This is a genomic window from Bombilactobacillus mellis (assembly GCF_000967245.1).
GTDB classification, from domain to species: Bacteria; Bacillota; Bacilli; order Lactobacillales; family Lactobacillaceae; genus Bombilactobacillus; species Bombilactobacillus mellis.
This window is the reverse complement of record NZ_KQ033878.1, coordinates 341,267-362,648: the sequence shown is the minus strand read 5'-3', so window position 1 is coordinate 362,648 and position 21,382 is coordinate 341,267. Positions and strand designations below refer to the sequence as shown.

General features: G+C 38.1%; 18 protein-coding genes. 17 read left to right on the top strand and 1 reads right to left on the bottom strand.

All coding sequences use genetic code 11. The features are described from left to right. Nucleotides 1-40 precede the first annotated feature (40 nt). From JG29_RS05935 to JG29_RS05890, 10 genes are all read left to right on the top strand, one after another. The gene (locus tag JG29_RS05935; protein ID WP_045923040.1) at nt 41-2,326 is read left to right on the top strand and encodes a DNA translocase FtsK; all 2,286 of its coding nucleotides are present in this window, start codon (nt 41-43) and stop codon (nt 2,324-2,326) included. Then, nucleotides 2,301-3,584, top strand: a complete 1,284-nt coding sequence (locus JG29_RS05930) for a M16 family metallopeptidase (protein ID WP_156961639.1) — start codon at nt 2,301-2,303, stop codon at nt 3,582-3,584. Before JG29_RS05935 ends, JG29_RS05930 begins: the two co-directional genes overlap by 26 nt. Before the next feature lie 10 nt (nt 3,585-3,594). Further along, nucleotides 3,595-4,845, top strand: coding sequence for an EF-P 5-aminopentanol modification-associated protein YfmH (gene yfmH / locus JG29_RS05925; RefSeq protein WP_052696324.1), 1,251 nt, complete (start codon nt 3,595-3,597; stop codon nt 4,843-4,845). Between the two features lie 4 nt (nt 4,846-4,849). Next, nucleotides 4,850-5,575 carry an elongation factor P 5-aminopentanone reductase gene (ymfI, locus tag JG29_RS05920; RefSeq protein WP_045923038.1) on the top strand — a complete coding sequence of 242 codons (726 nt, stop codon included), beginning with the start codon at nt 4,850-4,852 and terminating at the stop codon, nt 5,573-5,575. Nucleotides 5,576-5,626: 51 nt separating this feature from the next. After that, complete coding sequence (locus JG29_RS05915; protein WP_045923037.1) at nt 5,627-6,481, top strand: helix-turn-helix domain-containing protein; 855 nt, start codon at nt 5,627-5,629, stop codon at nt 6,479-6,481. A gap of 5 nt (nt 6,482-6,486) precedes the next feature. Beyond that, the gene (pgsA, locus tag JG29_RS05910) at nt 6,487-7,068 is read left to right on the top strand and encodes a CDP-diacylglycerol--glycerol-3-phosphate 3-phosphatidyltransferase (protein WP_045923036.1); all 582 of its coding nucleotides are present in this window, start codon (nt 6,487-6,489) and stop codon (nt 7,066-7,068) included. A 110-nt stretch (nt 7,069-7,178) separates the two neighbouring features. Then, nucleotides 7,179-7,709, top strand: a complete 531-nt coding sequence (locus tag JG29_RS05905) for a nicotinamide-nucleotide amidohydrolase family protein (protein ID WP_052696323.1) — start codon at nt 7,179-7,181, stop codon at nt 7,707-7,709. A 41-nt stretch (nt 7,710-7,750) separates the two neighbouring features. Beyond that, on the top strand, nt 7,751-8,839 hold the full coding sequence (gene recA / locus JG29_RS05900) for a recombinase RecA (RefSeq protein ID WP_045923035.1): 1,089 nt from the start codon (nt 7,751-7,753) through the stop codon (nt 8,837-8,839). Nucleotides 8,840-8,959: 120 nt separating this feature from the next. Continuing rightward, the gene (rny, locus tag JG29_RS05895; protein ID WP_045923034.1) at nt 8,960-10,525 is read left to right on the top strand and encodes a ribonuclease Y; all 1,566 of its coding nucleotides are present in this window, start codon (nt 8,960-8,962) and stop codon (nt 10,523-10,525) included. A 95-nt stretch (nt 10,526-10,620) separates the two neighbouring features. Further along, the gene (locus JG29_RS05890; RefSeq protein ID WP_045923033.1) at nt 10,621-11,703 is read left to right on the top strand and encodes a glycosyltransferase family 4 protein; all 1,083 of its coding nucleotides are present in this window, start codon (nt 10,621-10,623) and stop codon (nt 11,701-11,703) included. Here the strand turns inward: JG29_RS05890 and JG29_RS05885 are convergent. Beyond that, nucleotides 11,700-12,326, bottom strand: a complete 627-nt coding sequence (locus JG29_RS05885) for a YigZ family protein (protein ID WP_282432006.1) — start codon at nt 12,324-12,326, stop codon at nt 11,700-11,702. The genes JG29_RS05890 and JG29_RS05885 overlap by 4 nt on opposite strands. 58 nt (nt 12,327-12,384) lie before the next feature. On the opposite strand from JG29_RS05885, the gene JG29_RS05880 reads away from it, so the two are divergent. The 7 genes from JG29_RS05880 to JG29_RS05850 all read left to right on the top strand — a co-directional run bounded on the left by JG29_RS05880 (nt 12,385) and on the right by JG29_RS05850 (nt 21,382). Continuing rightward, nucleotides 12,385-13,668: a DEAD/DEAH box helicase family protein gene (locus JG29_RS05880; protein WP_052696321.1), complete on the top strand. Its 1,284-nt coding sequence runs from the start codon at nt 12,385-12,387 to the stop codon at nt 13,666-13,668. After that, nucleotides 13,661-14,344 (top strand): ComFC family protein, encoded by a 684-nt coding sequence (locus tag JG29_RS05875; protein WP_052696320.1) that lies wholly within the window; start codon nt 13,661-13,663, stop codon nt 14,342-14,344. Before JG29_RS05880 ends, JG29_RS05875 begins: the two co-directional genes overlap by 8 nt. 167 nt (nt 14,345-14,511) lie before the next feature. Continuing rightward, nucleotides 14,512-15,060: a ribosome hibernation-promoting factor, HPF/YfiA family gene (hpf, locus tag JG29_RS05870; protein WP_045923031.1), complete on the top strand. Its 549-nt coding sequence runs from the start codon at nt 14,512-14,514 to the stop codon at nt 15,058-15,060. 137 nt (nt 15,061-15,197) lie between these two features. After that, nucleotides 15,198-17,555 (top strand): preprotein translocase subunit SecA, encoded by a 2,358-nt coding sequence (gene secA, locus JG29_RS05865; RefSeq protein WP_045923030.1) that lies wholly within the window; start codon nt 15,198-15,200, stop codon nt 17,553-17,555. 98 nt (nt 17,556-17,653) lie between these two features. Continuing rightward, a protein-coding gene (gene prfB, locus JG29_RS05860; RefSeq protein ID WP_232297092.1) for a peptide chain release factor 2 occupies nt 17,654-18,773 on the top strand; the annotation gives its coding sequence in 2 pieces (ribosomal slippage) (nt 17,654-17,725 and nt 17,727-18,773; 1,119 coding nt in all). A 19-nt stretch (nt 18,774-18,792) separates the two neighbouring features. Continuing rightward, on the top strand, nt 18,793-20,451 hold the full coding sequence (locus JG29_RS05855; RefSeq protein ID WP_045923028.1) for a sensor histidine kinase: 1,659 nt from the start codon (nt 18,793-18,795) through the stop codon (nt 20,449-20,451). A gap of 67 nt (nt 20,452-20,518) precedes the next feature. Then, entirely contained in the window at nt 20,519-21,382 is an 864-nt protein-coding gene (locus tag JG29_RS05850) for a phosphate ABC transporter substrate-binding protein PstS family protein (RefSeq protein ID WP_045923027.1), read from the top strand.

Below are 21,382 nucleotides of genomic sequence, written 5' to 3'. Positions count from 1 at the left end.
TGTAATAATATAAATTGGACTATTAAAGTAGGAGACGGAAATGGCAACTAAGCGAAAAAGAAAGGGAAAAAATTCCCAACGCAAAAAAACAAATTCTACTAATTATACGCTTAACATCTTGGGCTTATTCTTAGTTTTTGTTTCAATTCTAGCAGGTTTAAAATGCGGCTTGGTAGGACGCTTTTTGGCCAATTGTTATCGAATTGTGGCCGGTAATGGATTTCAGGTTTTGGCTATAATCTTATTTATTTTTGGAATTTTGCTGTTTTTATTAGGGAAAATGCCCGCTTTAGGATTTAAATTTTATTTGGGCTTTTTACTTTTAGCAATTAGTATCCTAACCATTATGCAGGCTTTACTATTTCAAAAATTGGCTTTAAATAATGATATTCTGGGAGTTTCTTGGCGTTTGCTTTTAAGTGATCTGCATAATAATCAAGTGGCAACCGATGTGGGTGGCGGCATGTTAGGAGCCTTATTATTCAGCATCTTTAAACCTTTATTTTCGCTATTAGGGACTTTTTTAATAAGTTCGGTGTTCGCCATCATTGGTTTGTTGTTGATCTGTAATATTAGATTAGCACAGGTAATTAATAGCTGCCGAAAATGGGGGCATAATTTATACCACTTCATAGGTGCAGTTAGACAAAGGCATCGTGACCATACTGCTAGAGAAAGTGATCCGGACGCAAAAGTACCAGAGCAAACATCGAAGCATGATTTTACTCAGCCAACAATGCCGGATATAGAAACTACTGCTGCGGAGCAAACTGATGAGTTTCAAATTGAATTACCAAAATCTCAGCCCACAGCTTCAACTCAGGTAACTAGTGCTAAAGAAGACTCTGGGACAACAGCAGCTGGTAATCAGAATGATGACGATTATCAATTACCCACAGTAGATTTATTAACTGCCATTCCAGAAACTGATCAAACTGATGAATACCATTTAATTGCTACTAATCGCCAAAAATTAAAACAAACATTAGATAGTTTTGGAGTTCAAGTTGAAGTCAAAAAAGCTACTTTAGGACCCACAGTTACGAAATATGAAGTTCAGCCTGCTGTAGGGGTCAAAGTTAGTAAGATTGTCAATTTGGCAGATGATTTAGCTTTAGCCTTAGCAGCTAAAGATATTCGAATTGAAGCACCAATTCCGGGTAAACCCTATGTCGGAATTGAGGTGCCTAATAAGACACCTTCTATTGTTTCTTTTCGAGATGTGGTAGAGCATGAACCGCCCCATCCGGGCCAAATTTTGGCTGTGCCGTTGGGAAAAGATGTTTATGGCCAAATTGCGATGTGTGACTTAACCCACTTGCCGCATTTGCTCATTGCGGGATCTACGGGCAGTGGTAAATCGGTGGCTATTAATACAATTATTACAGGCATTTTAATGCAGGCTCATCCTAGTGAAGTTAAACTAATTCTAATTGATCCTAAAATGGTGGAGCTAAGTGTCTACAACGGAATTCCTCATCTGTTAATTCCTGTAGTAACCGAGGCTAAACGAGCCAATTCTGCGCTGCAAAAAGCTGTTAGTGAAATGGAGCGGCGGTATCGGCTCTTTGAAAAAACCGGCCATCGTAAAATTGAAGAATATAATCAAGCCGTGGAAAAAAATAATAGTAACAAAAATAATTCACCCCTGGAAAAATTGCCTTATATTGTCATTATTATTGATGAATTATCAGATTTGATGATGGCAGCGGGACATGAAGTGGAAGTTTCGATTGTGCGTTTGGCGCAAAAGGCGCGAGCTGCAGGGATGCATTTAATTATTGCGACGCAACGACCGTCTGTAGATGTTATTACTGGTTTAATTAAAGCTAATATTCCTTCGCGAATGGCTTTTGCAGTTTCCAGCAATGTTGATTCGCGAACTATTTTGGATGCTCCGGGTGCTGAAAAATTGTTAGGTCGCGGAGATATGCTGTTTGAACCGATGGGTCAATCTAAACCGCAACGTATTCAAGGAGCTTATATTTCCTCGGCCGATGTTGAAAAAATAGTCAAGTTTGTCAGTGCTCAGCAAACTGTAAAATACGATCAAGATATGATCCCGACAGATAGTGATAATGAAGCTGCGGAAAATTCAAAGAAGGAACCTGATGATGAATATTGGCGTTCAGCTATTGCTTTAGTTACTCAAGAACAAAAAGCAAGTGTTTCAATGTTGCAGCGGCATTTTCAGATCGGTTATAATAGAGCGGCCCGTTTAGTAGACTATATGGAACAACGCGGTATTGTTGGCCCAGCGCGTGGGGCTAAACCGCGAAAAGTTTTAATTAAAAAGCCAGGTGAAAAAGACAATCAAGATGAGTGAAATCCATACTTTTACTGTAGCTCCGGGAGTGGAATTATGGTGGTTGCCGACGACTAAATTCCATATTGCCCGTTTAGAAGTCAATTTTTTGACGCCACAACATTTACCAGAAACCACCGCTCGAAAAATGTTAGCTAATTTACTACAACGTTCCAGTGCTGAATGGCCCACTGAAGCTTTATTATCTCGCCAATTAGCCGGATTATATGGTGCGGAATTAGTCGCCAGAACAACGATTTTACAAAACCTTAATATCTTATCAGTAGCTATCAGTTCAGCTTTGGAATATCAACAACAGGAGATTTTTGAAAGTGCCCAACAACTGTTATGGAATTGTTTGTGGCGGCCCAACCTTGATGAACAACAACAGCAGTTTGCTGCGAATGCTTTTAAAATAGAACAAGTTAATTTAAACCATGCTTATGAAAGCATCGCTGATGATTACCCTTTACAAGCTTCTTTGGCTTTAAGACGGCTTGTGTATCAAAATGTTAGAGACTTAGCAATTCCTGCTTTTGGGACTCTGGAGCAATTGCAACAGTTAACACCCATTCAAGTACGTCAGCAATATGATAACTTATTAAAAAATAACCGAATTATTGTTACGCTCGTCGGGGCAGTGTCTACAAAAACCGTGCAAAAAGTTTTAACTGCCTTACAGAATTTTAGTCCGCGGCAACAAAAATTTGCTTTTCGAATTAAAGATTTGAAGAGTAATTCGCCAAAGCCTTTGCAGCAAACTAAAATCGAACCGCTACAGCAAAGTCAACTGGCTCTAGCCTATCAAACCTCTGGCCGCTGGTCCGTTTTGCAAGTTTTAAATATGATGTTCGGCGGTGATGATCAATCTTTATTATTTCAACAGGTTCGTGAACATCATGGCCTGGCTTATTCTATTTATAGTAATGTTAATACCTATCAACAACTTATTTATGTTCAAGCCGGTGTTGACGGTTCTCAAGTATCTTTGACAGAAACTTTAATAAAACAACAAATTGTGCGCTTAACTCAGGAAAATTTGACCGAATTATTGCACCATGCTCAATTGGCCCTCATTAATCAACGCTTGGAATTGGCAGATACTATTGCCGTCTCTGCTAATCGGCTTTTACTGAAAGCCTTGAATCCGCAGGCCATTATCGATGATCAACAATATATTCAAGAAATCAAGCGAGTTCAACTGGCTGACGTGCAAGCTGCTACTCAACAGCTGCACAAAATAGCTGGTTATTATTTAATCGGACAAGATAAGGAGTAAAAGTATTTTCATGAATAATTTAGAAATTAAAGATATTGATAGTCAATTAAATTTCCCAGTCCGCGCTTTAATAAATCAACAATTTAATCAAACTTATGCCCTGGTCATGGTAGATTTTGGTTCAGTTGATACTTTAGCTGATTTTCCTGCTGGTATTGCTCATTTTTTGGAACATAAGTTGTTTGCAAAGCCCACCTATAATAGCGATCAGCGTTTTGCACAATTTGGAGCCGAGACGAATGCTTTTACTAGCTATACGAAGACAGCTTTTCAGTTTAAATGTGTCGGTCATGTTGCAGAAAATGTAGCTACACTTTTGGACTTGATTAGTCAGACGTATTTTACCAAAGAAAATGTAGCCCGAGAGCAAGCTATTATTAATCAGGAAATTCAAATGTATGCTGATATGCCGGATTGGATGATTGAGCAGACTACTTTAAATAATCTGTTTCCCCAAGATCCTATTGCTCAAGATATTGCGGGCAGTATCCAGTCTATTAAAAAAATTACCCCCCAGCTGCTGCAACAAACGTATCAACAGTATTATGTTCCCAGTAATTTACGGCTATATCTTGCCGGTCAAGTCAATGTTTCTGAGGTTAAAGCAGCAATTAATCAAGCTTTAGATAAAAATATTGCACTTCAACAATTGACCAAGCGCCAAGAAACGGTTCCGTTACGATTGGCACCGCGAAAAGCGGTCGTTCACTCTCAAGCAGTGCTTTCTTTTAAAGCTCAAAGACCCCATTTTATGGTAGGCATTAGAGTGACTCCAAAAGCTGCAAATTTATCAGCAATGATCTTATTACAAAACCAGCTGGACCTTTTGTTAGAGCTCATTTTAGGTGATATGTCAAAATTTCATCAAAATTTAATTAAAGAGGGTTTGATTGATGATTCTTTTGGGTATAATGTAGTAGTTGAAAGACAATATGCTTTTATTCTTATTAGCGGTGAAAGTCAACATCCCCAAGCTTTGCTAGCTCAAATAGAGTCGTATTTGATACAGCAGCAATATTGCTCAGAGCTAACCGTTGATAATTTAGAACTTATTCGTCGTGATAGTATTGGGGCTTATCTGTTTGCCCAAGATTATTTGGAAAATTTGACTACTGAAGCTTGCGAGTTGGATTTTTATGGGGTAGCCATTAATCAAGTCCCGCGACTTTTAGGGCAAATTCAAGTGAGCGATTTACAGAGTTTAGCGCTGGAGGTTTTACAGTCAGCCAATTTAACCAAAACAATTTTATATCCGGAGTAAATGAATGAAATGGGCTTTAATTTTAGGAGCTAGTGGTGGGATTGGTCAGCAAATCAGTGCGGATTTGGCAAAAAAGGGCTGGTCTTTGTATTTACAAGGTAATCGGCATTTAGAAAGATTAAAGCAAAAAGTAAAAATATGGCAGCAAAAATATCCTCAACAGGATTTTTTGATTATTTCGGCTGATTTTCGACAGGAGAATTCTGTAGACAAGGTCGTAGAGAGTATTTTTAGTTTGGATGCTCTTATTGCTGCTCAAGGAGCAACAACTTATGGGTTGTTTTCCCAATTAACCAGTGAGAAGTTAACCCAATTGTTAAATATTAATGTCCGCATTCCGCTGTTGATAATTCAGCGTTTGCAGGGAAAATTAGCTCATGCGACAGCGGGAAGAATTATTTTAATTGGGTCTGTCTATGGCAAACACGGTAGTGCAATGGAGGTTGCTTATAGCATGACTAAAGGTGCCTTATCAGCTTTTGCCAAAGCTTATGCCCAGGAAATTGCCAGTTTAGGTATTACCATTAATGTTCTAGCCCCTGGTGCGGTTGCTACAGCAATGTTAGATCAATTTTCACCAGCTAATTTAGAAGATTTGCGAACGCAAATTCCTACTGGTCGACTAGCGCAGGGGCAAGATATTAGCTATTGGGTTCAAATTTTGTTGAATAAGAAATCTCAGTATTTAACAGGCCAAACCTTATATATTACTGGCGGTTGGCTAGAATAAATTTGAAAGATTATGTTATACTCAAATTAAATAAATGACGGTGGTTTGATAATGAGTGAAATAGGAGAAAAATTACGGAGTGCTCGAATTGAGCGAGGATATACGATTGATGATTTACAAAAGAAAACTAAAATTCAAAAACGTTATTTAGCGGCGATTGAAGAGGGCAAGTTTGACCAATTGCCAGGAGATTTTTATGTTAGAGCTTTTGTAAAGCAATATGCTGATAGTGTTGGCTTAGATAGTACGGCTTTGCTAGAAGAGTATAGTAATGAAATTCCACGGGTGCAGCCAGAAGAAGTACCTGTTACACCGCCAAAACCTAAAAAAGAAACTTTGTGGAATAATATTCGTAACCATCTGCCACAGATAGGAATTTTAGCGGCAGCCATTATTATTGTTTGTTTAGTGGGATTTGTAATGGTTAGAGCTCATCAACAAAATAGCCAGCAAATTCCGAGAACAACGCAAGTTAAACAAGCACCAGCTAAGACTGATAAGGCCAAAAAGAAAGCCCAGACAAAAGCAAAATCGCAAACTTCTTCCAAGAAGAAAAATGCTGCTGCGGTTCAGAAAAAATTGTCTCTCAAAGCTGATTCGACACAAAGTGATAAATTTATTGCCCATAATTGGCAAAGTGTCAGCAATCATGTTTTAAAATTAAATGCAACAACCGCCAATGCTTGGATAACCGTTAGCACCAATAATCAAAGTCAAGCTTTATGGCAAGGTGTGATTAATGCCCAAAGTAGTCAGAGCATAGATTTACCGAATGATATTAATGAAGTGCAAATTAAAACTGGTAACGCACCGGCAACTCAGGTTTATATTAATGATGAGCAATTACCTGTTTCCGAACATCAGACTGGAACTGTGCACACTTATACGCTAACGATTAAGGAGTAGTATTAATGAATTTACCTAACAAGTTAACTCTTGTTCGTATTATTTTAATCCCAATATTTATGATTTTTATGTCTATTAATTTTCATTTGGGACAAGTACAATTTTTGGGAACTACGATATCTTGGGAATATTTGATTGCGGCTATTATTTTTGTAGTTGCAGCACTGACGGATTTGGCCGATGGTAAAATTGCCCGTAGCCGGCATTTGGTTACTAATTTTGGGAAATTTATGGATCCTTTGGCCGATAAGATGCTGGTGTTGACAGCTTTTATTTATTTGGCCGCTCATCAGCAAGCACCTGCTTGGGTAATTGCAATTATTGCTTGTCGTGAATTGTTAATTACCACCTTGCGATTACTAATAGTAGAACAAGGCGGGCAGGTTATGGCCGCTCAAATGCCGGGAAAGATAAAAACTACTACCCAGATGTTAGCAATTGTCTTTTTATTGTTAAATGACCCGATCTTCAGTTATTGGCATCTGCCTTTTGGAACAATTATGCTGTATATCTGTTTGATATTCACTGTTTATTCTGCTTATGACTATCTGGTGCAAAATAAACAGTACTACTCAGATTTTAAATAATTTATTGGAAACGAGATCTTGAATCTGCAAAGATGAAAGGACTCGTTTTTTGTTTAAAGTAGTTGTAAAAATTTTATAATTAGTTGTAATTAAAAATGAAGGTGAAATTTATGCATGAATTAATTCAACAGTTTACTACAGCAATAGCAAGCAAAGAACCTTTTAAGTTAACAGCTTATCAACCACTTTTCCAACAGACGGTACATTCTTTAACCCAGCATCACCAGACTATTACAGCAGCTGAAAGCTTAACTGCCGGTTTGTTTCAAGCTACTTTAGCCGCAATTTCGGGAGCTTCGGCAGTTTTAAAGGGCGGCTTTGTTACCTATTCGTTAGAAATGAAAGCTCAACTTTTAAACTTACCGATTGCTAAATTACAACATTATGGAGTAGTGAGCCGTTGGACAGCTGAACAAATGGCACAACAAAGTGCACACCTTATCCATAGTGAATGGGGAGTGGGGTTAACCGGAGTTGCCGGACCTGACTCCTTAGAAGGACAACAGGCAGGCACCGTGTGGATTGCAGTTAAAGGTCCTAATAGTTTAAAAGCCCAGCAATTTCATTTTTCTGGTTCCCGCAATGACGTTCGGCAGAAAAGTGTAGTCGCTGCTTTCATTATGATTACAGATGAGTTATAATATTGTTTGTGAGAACGTACGTTCGAAAGGGAGGTATTTTTTTGGCAAAAGATGAGCGGCAGGCGGCTTTAGATATTGCTTTAAAAAAGATCGAAAAAGATTTTGGTAAAGGCGCTGTTATGCGCTTGGGTGAGAGTGCCCAGACACAAATTTCGACAGTTTCTAGCGGATCTTTAGCGCTTGATAATGCTTTAGGCGTAGGGGGATTTCCAAGGGGAAGAATTGTCGAAATCTATGGTCCGGAAAGTTCTGGAAAAACCACAGTAGCTTTACATGCAGTCGCTGAAGTTCAAAAAAATGGAGGGACAGCGGCCTATATTGATGCTGAAAATGCGATGGATCCCGCCTATGCCACAGCTTTAGGAGTTGATATCGATAACTTATTATTATCTCAACCTGATACCGGCGAACAGGGCTTGCAAATTGCTGATGCCTTAGTATCCAGTGGCGCTGTTGATATTTTGGTTATTGATTCAGTAGCAGCTTTAGTTCCCCGTGCAGAAATTGATGGTGAAATGGGCGACGCTCATGTCGGCTTGCAGGCTCGTTTGATGTCTCAAGCCTTGCGTAAGTTATCAGGTACTTTAAACAAGACACGGACTATTGCTTTATTTATTAATCAAATCCGTGAAAAAGTGGGAATAGTATTTGGTAATCCGGAGACTACGCCTGGCGGGCGGGCATTGAAATTCTATTCTACTATTCGTTTGGAAGTAAGACGGGCTGAACAAATTAAGGATGGTTCTGAAGCTATTGGCAATCGTGTGAAAATTAAAGTAGTGAAAAATAAAGTAGCCCCGCCTTTTAAAGTAGCTCAGGTCGATATGATGTATGGTAAGGGAATTTCCCAAACAGGCGAGATTATTGATATGGGTGTCGACAAAGATATTGTTAATAAAAGTGGTTCTTGGTATTCCTATAATAATGAACGCATTGGTCAAGGTCGTGAAAATGCCAAGAAATATCTGGATGAACATCCCAACATAAAATCAGAAATTCGGCAAAAGGTTCGAGCAGCTTATGGCATGGATGAGGCCAGTGAAAACCAGAAGGAGAGTGCTTCTGCAACTAAAAAGAAAAAAGAATCATCCCCTCTTACAAATAAAACTGCAACTCCAGAAGAATCTTAAATGATTCTTCTTTTTTATTAGGTAAACATCGTTGACAGTTAGTCCAAGAAACCATAATATTATTGTGTACCATAAAATTTTTTAAACCAAACTAGTACAATGTGACTTGGAGGTAAGCAAATGTCATTTAGTCTCGCTATCCTCGCGGTCGCAGTTTTGATGCTAATAATTGGTGCTGTAATCGGTTTTTTTGTGCGGAAGGGTGCTTATGAAAAGAGCCTAAAACAAGCAGGACAATCAGCTGAAAATATTCTGGCAACAGCAAAAAAAGAAGCTGCTTCAGCTAAAAAAGAAATCCTGATTGAGGCTCGTGAAGAAGGCCATAAGTATCGTCAGCAACAAGAAGATGATTTGCGTGAACGACGCAAAGAACTTCAACGGCAAGAAAACAGAATGTTACAACGAGAAGAAACCCTAGATCGTAAGGACAACTCGTTGGATCAACGTGAACATTCTTTAGAAAAGCGCGAAGAAAAAATTGATAGTACAGAGCAAAAGTTAGAGAATCAACAAAAAGAAGTCACTTCTACCTTAGAAAAACAGCAGCAAAAGCTGGAAGAAATTGCGGGAATGACGCATGAACAGGCCAGCAATTATTTATTAAATCAATTGGATAATGAATTAACTCAAGAAAAAGCGCAGATGATTCGGGCCAGTGAACAAGCAGCGCAACAGGATGCCCAAAAACAGGCGAAACAATTAATCGTCGAGGCCATTCAACAATCGGCTGCTGATACAGTTTCTGAATCTACTGTAACAACTGTAGCTTTACCTAACGAAGAAATGAAAGGACGGATAATTGGCCGCGAAGGCCGTAATATTCGAACAATTGAATCATTAACAGGTATTGATATTATTATTGATGATACTCCTTTGGCGGTAGCTTTAAGCGGGTTTGATCCAATTCGTCGGGAAATAGCACGATTAACTTTGGAGAAATTAATTGCCGATGGGCGGATTCATCCGGGCAGGATCGAAGAAACAGTTGATAAAGCTAGAAAAGAAATGGATACCAGAATTAGAGAATTAGGAGAACAGACGGTATATGATTTAGGAATTCATAATATGAATCCGGATTTAATCAAGATTGTCGGTCGTCTTAATTTTCGGACTAGTTATGGCCAAAATATCTTAAGTCATTCGATTGAGGTTGCCAAAATAGCTGGTACAATGGCTGCTGAATTAGGAGAAGATGAGACTTTAGCGAAACGCGCAGGATTGTTACACGATATAGGGAAAGCTCTAGATCACGAAATTGAAGGCTCACACGTGGAAATCGGTGTTGATATTACTACTAAGTACAAAGAACCCAAAGTAGTAATTAATACTATTGCCTCTAGTCATGGTGATGTTGAGCCAACTTCGATGATCGCAACTCTGGTGGCAGCAGCAGATGCGATCTCTGCTGCTCGCCCAGGGGCTCGTTCTGAATCAATGGAGAATTATATCCATCGTCTGGAAAAATTGGAAACAATTGCTAATAGCTATGATGGCGTTGATCATTGCTATGCAATTCAAGCTGGACGGGAAATTAGAGTGATGGTCAAACCTGAGAAAATAACAGATAATCAGGCTACCATTTTAGCTCGGAAGATTAAAAACCAAATTGAAAAAGAGTTAGAGTATCCGGGACATATCAAAGTAACAGTAATTAGAGAAATTAGAAAAATTGCTTATGCCAAATAAGGCATAAGCATTTTTAGTGTAAATAATTTGAGAAAAGTTGTATAAATTTGTGCTAACTATTATAATTCATATTATGTGAAAGGAGTTTGCTACACATGTTTAATATTATCGTCAAATTATTTCTTACAATGATTATTGCAGCAATAATCACTCCTTTCGTGCGCAAATTAGCTTTTGTACTGGGAGCAGTTGATAATCCGAATGCGCGCCGAGTTAACAAAAAGCCCATGCCCACAGTCGGAGGATTGGCGATCTTTTTATCATTTACTTTTTCGACTTTTGTACTGCTGCGCCCCCAATTTCCTACTCATGAATTATTTAGTGTTTTTTTAGCAGAATGCATTATAATTTTGACTGGTTTAATTGATGATATTCGTGAACTGAAACCGGCACAAAAAATGTTGGGAATTTTTATTGCGTCTTTGGTGGTTTATTTTTTGGCCGGGATTAAGATGACCTATGTGGTTTTACCATTTTTTGGGAGTTTTCAACTTGGCTGGCTTAGTTTACCGGTCACAATTTTTTGGATTTTAGCGATTACTAATGCAGTCAATTTAATTGATGGTTTAGATGGTTTAGCCACGGGAGTTTCGATTATTGCGTTATTTACCATGGGCGTAATCGGTTATTTCTTTTTAACGACGACCGATACTTATGTTTCCATCTGGATTTTTGCTATGGTAGCTTCATTATTAGGATTTTTGCCGCATAATTTTCATCCAGCCAAGATATTCCTGGGAGATACCGGTGCTTTGTTCATCGGCTTTATGATTGCTGTCTTTTCTTTAAAGGGACTAAAAAATGTTACCTTTGTCTCTTTAATTATTCCAATTGTAATTTTAGGAGTTCCTATCACGGATACAGTTTATGCTATGTTACGCCGCTTTTTGAACAATAGGCCGATTTCGCAGGCCGACCGGCATCACTTGCATCATCGCTTAATGCAGCTAGGCTTATCTCATCGCCAAACGGTTTTAGTTATCTATGGTTTATCATTGGTGTTTTCATTTATAGCTTTGTTATATCCGGTATCATCTTTTTGGGGTGGAATTCTTTTAACAATCGCGGTGGTGATCGGTTTAGAATTATTTGTAGAATCAATCGGTTTAGTAGGGGAAAATCGCCAACCCTTATTACACGCTATTCAGCATTTGGTGAAACGTTTAGAAAAACATTAATCGTCTGCCAATGGTACTTCCTGAAAAGTAGTTGTTCCTAATTTAATGGGCAACTGAGCGTGAAACAAATTATTTAAGGTTGTTTTAACTGTAGAAACTTGATTTGGGGAAACCAAAGTATTCACAGTGATGTGCTCAGTATATGCGATATTTTGGAGCGGCAGTTGTTCTTGTTGCAGCCAGTATTGGAGAATATCTAGCTGTTTATAATTAATTGTAATAATTAATTCTTGTTTTGGAATTCCGCGGACACGTCCCACTGCATTAATAGCTTGAGAGACACTATTACGATAGGCTCTAATTAAACCACCACTGCCCAGTTTAATGCCGCCAAAATAACGGGTAACTACCGCTACCACATTTTGTACCTGCATTTGCTGCAAAGTTTGAAGCATAGGAACTCCGGCAGTGCCGGATGGTTCACCATTGTCATTAGCGTGTTGATACTGATTGCGCTCGCCAATTAAATAAGCACTGCAGTTGTGAGTAGCACTAGCTTCTTGTTTTTTAATTTGTTGAATGAAATTTTCTGCTTTTAAAACTGTATCTACTCGAGCCAAATGCGTAATAAAGCGGGATTTTTTGATTATCAACTCATGTTGATAATTTTTTTTTATTGTAATATAAGTTTTGATAAGAATGATTCTCCTTTGTTATTGTAATTAAATACTGGGTGATATTTTGAGTCAGCAAGAAAATTTGTCGGGACGTTTAATAGTTACGACCGCTGCAGATCAGCATGATCACAAATTTCCGGCACTTATTCGTTTGGCTAATAATCAATTTTGTTGCCAGCGTTGTCAAATGATTAATGATCAAAGTGTCTATACCATTTATCCGGGATTATTTTATTGTCCGGCCTGTTTGGGTTTAGGCAGATTAACTAATCAAGATTATCTTTTAGCTTATCCTGAACAAAATAATTTTTCAATACCGCCAGCGCCGCTAACTTGGACAGGAACTTTAACGCACAAGCAGCAACAGATTTCGCAAAAATTATGTCAGGTTCATCAACAAAAACAGGAACATTTAGTCTGGGCAGTTACTGGTAGCGGCAAAACGGAAATGTTATTTGCAATGATTGCTCAAGCTGTAGTGCAAGGTGACCGAATTGCTTTAGTTGCACCCCGTGTTGATGTTTGTAATGAATTATATCCGCGGATTAAAGCAGCCTTTAAAGCGGTAAGTATCTGCTTACTTCATGGTCAAGGAGCGGAAATTTATCATTATACGCAAATATTAATCTGTACGGTTCATCAATTATTAAAATTTCGTCAAGCCTTTGATTTATTAGTTTTGGATGAATGTGATTCCTATCCCTATGTTAATAACTTAATGCTCCATCAAGCAGTACGACAAGCATTGAAACTTCGACATACCCTTATTTATTTGTCAGCGACTCCGAGTTGGGAATATCAACAGCGAATTGCTCACCAGCAGTTAAATTATAGTTTATTGAATCGGCGTTTTCATGGACAGGATTTACCGGAACCGCAATTTCGGTTAATTTATACTCAACGTGCAGGTAAACTTAACCGGCAATTACGCCGCTGCTTAAACAATTTGACCCAAATTCAGCAGCGCTTTTTATTATTTGTCTCAAGTATTCGTCAGGCAGAATTATTGTCCCAATTAATCAAAAAGCAGCTACCCCAGTTAAAACAAACTTTTGTTCATGCAAAAGATCCCTGGCGGGGTTCTAAAATACAAGCCTTTCGTGAAGGAAAATGGCAGGCTTTAGTAACTACTACAGTATTGGAACGCGGGGTTACGTTTTTTGATATCGATGTAATAGTTTGGCAAGCTGATTCACCTCGCTTTAATACCCAAACCTTAGTACAGATTGCCGGTCGGGCGGGGCGAAGTGCGCAACATAGTGATAATCAAGTAATATTTTTTGCTGAGAAATACACTCAAGCCATTAACCAGGCTATTTGCCAAATCAGGAAGCTGAATCATGACTAGTAAATGCCTTTTATGTCAAAGTACGATAATTCATGAACTGCGCCCTCAGGAAATTTTAGCAGGGAAAAAATTAATGCCGGATTATCTTTGCCAACGCTGTCGGGCCGAATTTCAGTTGATTAGAAAACCTTGCTGTCCTACATGTGGCAGAAGTGGCAGTATTAAACAATGTCAGGATTGTCAAATGTGGCAACAGCAGGGTTATTCCAACTTTCAGCATCGAGCACTCTTTAAGTATAATACAGCGATGCATGATTATTTTAAACGTTATAAGCGTTATGGGGATTATCATTTACGTTTAGTTTTTCAGCCTTATTTATTACGAGCCTTGCGTCATTTTTCTCCGCCTTTTATTTATGTCCCCAGTGATTTTCAACATTGGCAAAGCCGTCAATTTGACCCGGTATGGGGCTTGTTTAGCGAAATAGTAAAATTAACACCGGCTTTGATTAAATTGCCTACAACAAAAGCTCAAGCACAAAAGAGTCGCCAGGAAAGAATGCAAGCACCACAATTTTTACAATTTAATTCGCAATATACTTCGGTACTGCAGGCTCAACAAATTACTATTTTAGATGATATTTATACTACGGGAAGAACCATTTTTCATGTGCATGATTGCTTACGTCAACAAGGTTATACCGGAAAGTTGGTTTCGCTTTCTTTGGCGCGATAATAATTATTTATGTTGTTGTTCCTTCTAAAAAAAATTATAATAGAAGTGAAGGATTTGAGATGATAAAGTTTCTGTTGTGGTTAGTTATTTTAAAATTAACAGAAAACTTACTATAAAGCCCTATTTTTCTTTACTCAATTCCTAATAACCTTAAAGGAGCGTTTCTGATGTTAAAGATCAATGTTCGAGGAGAAAATATTGAAGTAACCGATGCTATTAAAAGTTATATTAACAAGCGTCTCAATAATTTAAATAAATACTTTAAAGATACGGAAAATCCGATTGCTCATGTTAATTTAAAAGTTTATGGTAATAAAAGTACCAAAGTAGAGGTAACAATTCCGCTTCCGTATCTAATTTTACGAGCAGAAAAAACAGATCCGGATATGTATCGGGGAATTGATATTGTTTTCGAAAAATTAGAACGTCAGATTCGTAAATTCAAAACCAGAATTAATCGCAAATCGCGGGAAAAGGGAATTAAAGATTTTGATTTAATTGGCCCTAGTGACGAAGAAGCTGAGAAATCTGATGATTTGTCAATTGTAAGGACAAAACATGTATCCCTAAAACCAATGGATGCCCAAGAGGCAGTTTTACAAATGGATATGTTAGGTCATAACTTCTTTGTATTTGAGGATGCTGAGACTAATGGAACTAGTATCGTTTATAAAAGAAATGACGGTCGCTATGGTTTGATTGAAACCGGTGAATAAGATTCATGCGATTAGTGGTTGGGATTATTTGGATTCCAACCACTTTTTTGACTGTCTTAATTAATATTAGTTTGATTATTAGTGTTAAAATGATAAGATATTGTAGATATGTAAAAGTACAGGAGAGATTTAAATAAATGGTAAATCCAATTAAAAAATGGGTAGAAAGTGATAAGCGCGAAGTTAAGCGTATGAGTAAAACAGCTGATAAAGTGGCCGCTTACGCTGACGAATATGCCAAACTTTCCGACGCTGATCTGCAGGCTAAGACGCCTGAATTCAAAGCACGCCTGCAACAAGGAGAAACTCTTGATGATATTTTACCTGAAGCCTTTGCGACGGCTCGTGAAGGCGCTAAACGAGTTTTAGGATTATATCCCTTTTATGTCCAAATAATTGGTGGTATTACTTTGCATGAAGGTAATATTGCTGAAATGAAGACTGGTGAAGGAAAGACTTTGACAGCCACTTTGCCGGTTTATCTCAATGCTCTGACAGGTAAAGGGGTCCATGTTGTTACTGTTAATGAGTATCTATCACAACGTGATGCTACAGAAATGGGACGTTTATATAATTGGTTAGGACTTTCTGTTGGTTTGAATTTAAATTCTAAATCTCCTGATGAAAAACGGGAAGCTTATAACTGTGATATCACTTATTCCACTAATAGCGAATTGGGATTTGATTATTTACGGGATAACATGGTGGTTTATCAAGAGCAAATGGTTCAACGTCCATTAAATTATGCTATCGTCGATGAGGTAGACTCGATTTTAATTGATGAAGCGCGGACGCCTTTAATTATTTCCGGGCAAGCCGAACAGTCAACAGCGCTGTATTTGCGCGCCGACCGTTTTGCGAAAAGCTTAGTACCCGATGATTATAAGATTGATTGGCCGACCAAAACTATTGGCTTAACTGAAAGCGGTATTCGAAAAGGTGAAAAAACTTTTGGTTTAAAAAATCTGTATGATATTGATAATACCTTATTAAATCATCATATTGATCAGGCTTTGCGGGCCAATTTTATTATGGATAAAGATAAAGATTATGTGGTCACTAATAAAAAGGTTATGATTGTCGATTCCTTTACGGGACGGGTCATGGAAGGTCGGCGGTTTTCAGATGGGCTGCACCAAGCCATTGAGGCTAAAGAGGGTGTACCAATTCAAGATGAAACCAAAACTATGGCTAATATTACTTATCAGAACTTTTTTAGAATGTATGATAAGTTAGCCGGCATGACCGGTACTGCGAAAACAGAAGAAGAAGAATTTCGTGAAATTTACAATATGGCAGTTATTGTCATTCCTACCAATAAACCTGTTGCACGGGTGGATCATCCCGATAAGTTATATATAAATTTAAAAAGTAAGTTTAATGCGGTTGTGGATGATATTAAGAAAAGACACGCTAAAGGGCAACCGATTTTGGTAGGGACTGTAGCCGTGGAGACTTCAGAATATTTGTCGCAGCGTCTAGATAAAGAGCATATTCCTCATGCAGTTTTAAATGCTAAAAACCATGCTAAAGAAGCGGAAATTATTGCTAAAGCTGGACAAAGAGGAGCAGTGACTATTGCTACTAATATGGCTGGACGTGGTACTGATATTAAATTAGGACCCGGTGTTAAAGAACTGGGCGGTTTATGTGTTATAGGCACTGAACGTCATGAATCGCGGCGAATTGATAACCAGTTGCGGGGACGTTCTGGTAGACAGGGTGATCCTGGAGAAACAGTCTTTTATATGTCTTTTGAAGACGACCTAATGAAACGTTTTGCTTCGGAAAAAGCTCGCAGATGGGTGCAAAATAGCAGTGGTGCTGATGATGTAGTCATTCAAAGTCGGATGTTAAGCCGGCAGGTAGAAGCGGCCCAAAAGCGCGTTGAAGGTAACAACTACGATACAAGAAAAAATACCTTACAATATGATGATGTTATGCGTGAACAGCGGGAAGTTATTTATAAGCAAAGAATGCAGGTAATTACGGAAACGAAGAGCCTGAAGACTATTTTGCTGGATATGATTAAAAGAACTATCAAAAGTCAAGTTGATTCTAGAATTAATGGCGATACCAAGAACTGGGATTTAGATGGAATTTATGATTTTGCTATTTCGACTTTAATTAGTCCTTCGCAAATGCGGCGTAGTGATCTCAATGAAAAATCACAAACAGAAATTTATCAAATGCTGGAAAATTTTGTGTTGGATAACTATCAACAAAAACGGCAACAATTGCAAAATGATGGGCAAATGTTGGAATTTGAAAAAGTCGTTATCTTGCGGGTTGTCGACGAACATTGGACCAATCATATTGATGAAATGGATCAGTTGCGCCAATCTATTGGTTTACGGGGATATGGGCAAATGAATCCGTTGGTTGAGTATCAAGAAGAAGGTTTCAAAATGTTTGAACAAATGATTGCTGATATTGAATATGACGTTACACGCCTCTTTATGAAAGCCGAAATTCGACAAAACGTGCAAAGATAATGCAGATATATTTATATAATTATAAAATAAGAACTGTGATGATTATATTGTCACAGTTTTAATTTTAAAAAAGACTTATTTGTTTGAGGAGAAGATAAATGGAATTAGCTGAAATGAAAAATAAAGTAGCAGCCACGGCTGCTAAAATTAAACAATTCAGGGGGTCTCTTTGACTTAGATAATCTAAAGGAAGAAATTGCAATTAATGAGCAAAAAATGGCTCAGCCTAATTTTTGGCAACAGCCAGAAAAGGCGCAAACGTTAATTAAACAGACGAATCAAGATAAAGAAAAATATGATAATTTTATGCATTTACAAGAGGAACAAGAAAATGCTGCTGTGGCTTTAGAACTTTTACAGGAGGATTCCTCCGATCATCAATTAGCTGCGGAGTTGAGTCAGAATTTGCATACTTTGGAAAGTGATTTGCACCAGTACGAATTAGCTCTATTATTAAGTGGAACTTACGATGCCAATAATGCTATCGTGGAAATTCATCCTGGGGCCGGAGGAACAGAATCCCAAGATTGGGGGGCAATGCTGCTCCGGATGTATGAACGGTGGTCAGAGCAGCATCATTTTCAAGTTGAAATAGAAGACTATCAAACAGGAGAAGAAGCAGGGATTAAAAGTGTTACCTTGATGGTTAAAGGCCATAATGCCTACGGATTGTTGCGCTCTGAACATGGTGTCCATCGCTTAGTAAGAATTTCTCCTTTTGATGCTGCTGGGCGGCGACATACCTCTTTTGCTTCTGTAGAAGTAATGCCGGAATTAGATGATACGATTACAGTAGAGATTAATCCCGACGATTTGCGCGTGGACGTCTTTCGCTCCAGTGGTGCCGGCGGACAGCATATTAATAAAACTTCTTCGGCGGTAAGAATTACCCATTTGCCGACAGGAATTGTAGTCAGTTCACAAGCTCAGCGCTCACAATTACAAAATCGTCAAACTGCGATGAATATGCTGAAGGCTAAACTTTACCAAAAGCAATTAGCTGCTCAAAAACAACGTGAAGCCCAAATTAAGGGTGAACAGTCCGCAATTGGTTGGGGTTCACAAATTCGTTCCTATGTTTTTCATCCCTATACGATGGTCAAAGACCATCGAACTAATTATGAAACTAGTAATGGTCAAGCGGTAATGGATGGGGATTTGGATGATTTTATCTATGCTTATTTACAATGGAAATTGCAACAAAATGAGTCTAATTAACTAGAAAAGAGGAGTTAGTATGCGCCGACAACGCCGAACGATGATGATAACTGCCATAATAGGTATCTTAATTTACAGCTTTTGTTTATTCATTCTCAGCCAGTTTGTTAAGCAAGATCAGATTAGTCATTTAGCGGCTTTGAAAAATGATTACCAAGTTTTGAAAAAGGATAGTCATTCTCGTTCATTGGCTTCTTGGGCTGATGATCATCAATTGACGATTGTGACCGACTCTAATCATCCCCGCACCATTCGCCAGCAGCAAGTCCATGACGCCTTGCATCAAAATCAATTAGATAATACCAATCCTTATCATTTACAATATTTTCGGGGCAAACGGTATTTATTGTATTTACTGGATTCAACTAGCGCTAATCAACAGCGGGTCATGGTGAAGCATTATCAATCTGTTTGGCAGCACTCCAATTTGTGCGGCATTTTTTCAGCAGTTTATTTAGTTTTATGGTTAGTAGTTTTAACTATTCAATATTTGACCTATCGGCAGCAACGCCGATACTTAGCAGCCATTATTCAAAAGCTGCAGCAAATCAAAGATAATGAACAAACAGATTCCTTGATTGCTAAAGATAATACTCCTTACACCACCTTGATTAAGCTGGTGAATGAGTTAGATCAAGATCATCGCCACCAGTTGGCTGCTAATTCCGTATTAAAACGACGCTTTCAAAGCTTAATGGGGCATCTACCTGTGGGAGTAATGCTTTTGGATGAAGACGGCAATGTTTTATTGCATAATCAAATGTTGGCTATTATGTTGGGCCGACAAATTTCCGAAGAAAAACATCCCTTTGTAGATGATATTCAAACTTATGCTTTAAGCCAAATGATTGAAGGGACACTAAGAGAAAATCGTAATCATCGCCGCAATATTCAATTATACGGTGATTCGGATCGGTATGTTGATGCAAATGTAATTCGGATTGCTCATAGTGAAGAGGATTTAAAACAACAAGTAATTGTAATTTTGTATGATTTAACTAATATTTATCAATTAGAGCAGCAGCGCTTAAGTTTTATTAATAATATTAGTGAAAAATTACAGCCATCAGTTATAGAAATTGCAGAAGAAGCTGAAGAACTTTTACAGGAAAAACAGTTTCAGAATGTTTCGTCTTTAGAAAATATTAAAAATCAGGCGCATAATTTAGAGGAATTGCTGGAAGACACAATAGCATTGAATAAATTAGATCAAGAGGAGAATTTGTTGCCAGATCATGTGAATACTGCAGATTTAATCCATACGGCCTTGACTAAACAGCAATCGGGAATTAAAAAGCTGGATTTGCAGGTTCAAAAACAAATTAATGGTAACAAGTGGGTTAGTTCTTATCAGCGTGAATTAGAACAAATTATTCAAAATCTAATCAGCAATGCAGTTAAATATAATCGCCCGCATGGGACTGTATCAATTACTCTAGATCATAATGAAGTAGAAAATTATTTAAATATCACTGTGGAAGACAGTGGAATCGGGATTGCCGCAACGGAACAAAAACGGATTTTTGAACGCTTTTACCAAGTGGATCCTAAACAAAATCAAGGTACGGGCTTAGGTTTGGCCATTGTTGAAGAAGCGGCTCAAACTTTAAATGGAACAGTTAAATTAACGAGCAAGTTACATGAAGGGACCAAGGTCAAGGTTCATTTACCACTATAATGACAGAAAAAATTACAAGTCTTAATTATTAAGAAAAATTCTGTTAAGTTAATTAATGGAGGAAAATATGAAAAGATATTTCAAAATATTATTAGTGGTAATATTTTTCTGGAGCTTAACTGCCTGCTCGCAGACACATCAACAAACTGTAACTGCGGTGGGATCTTCAGCGCTTCAGCCACTGGTTGAAGCCGCCGGAGAAAAATTCACTGAACAAAATCCTCAGGCTTATATCAACGTTCAAGGCGGTGGAAGTGGAACCGGGTTATCTCAAGTTCAACAAGGAGCAGTTCAAATTGGTAATTCTGATGTATTTGCTGAGCAGAAAAAAGGAATTCGGACTCAAGAAATTAGTGATAACAGAGTTTGTGTAGTAGCTGTCGTGCCCATTGTTAACCATAAAGTTCCAATAAGGAATTTGACTTTAACCCAATTGCAGGCAATATTTATGGGTAAAATCTCTAATTGGCAGGAATTAGGTGGTCCTAATTTACCAATCACGATTGTTAATCGCGCCCAAGGCAGTGGGACGCGCACTATCTTTGAACAGCAAGTAATGCACGGGCGCCCAACTAAAAAATCTTCTGAACAAGATTCCAGTGGTATGGTTCGACAAATAGTTAAAAATACTCCCGGAGCAATTAGCTATCTAGCCTGGCCTTATTTAACTAAAGAAACACCCGCTTTAAAAATTAACGGGGTGCAGGTTTCGATTAATAATGTGGCTAATAATCGTTGGCCTATTTGGTCGTATGAACATATGTATACTAAGCGTCAGCCCACAGCTGCTACGAAACGTTTGGTTAATTATGTGTTGAGCGATCAATTTCAAAAACATGAGGTTCGACAAATGCGTTATATTCCTATAAAAGCCATGCACTATCAACAAGATTCTCATGGTAAAGTTACCAAAATTAAGGCAGGTGAATAA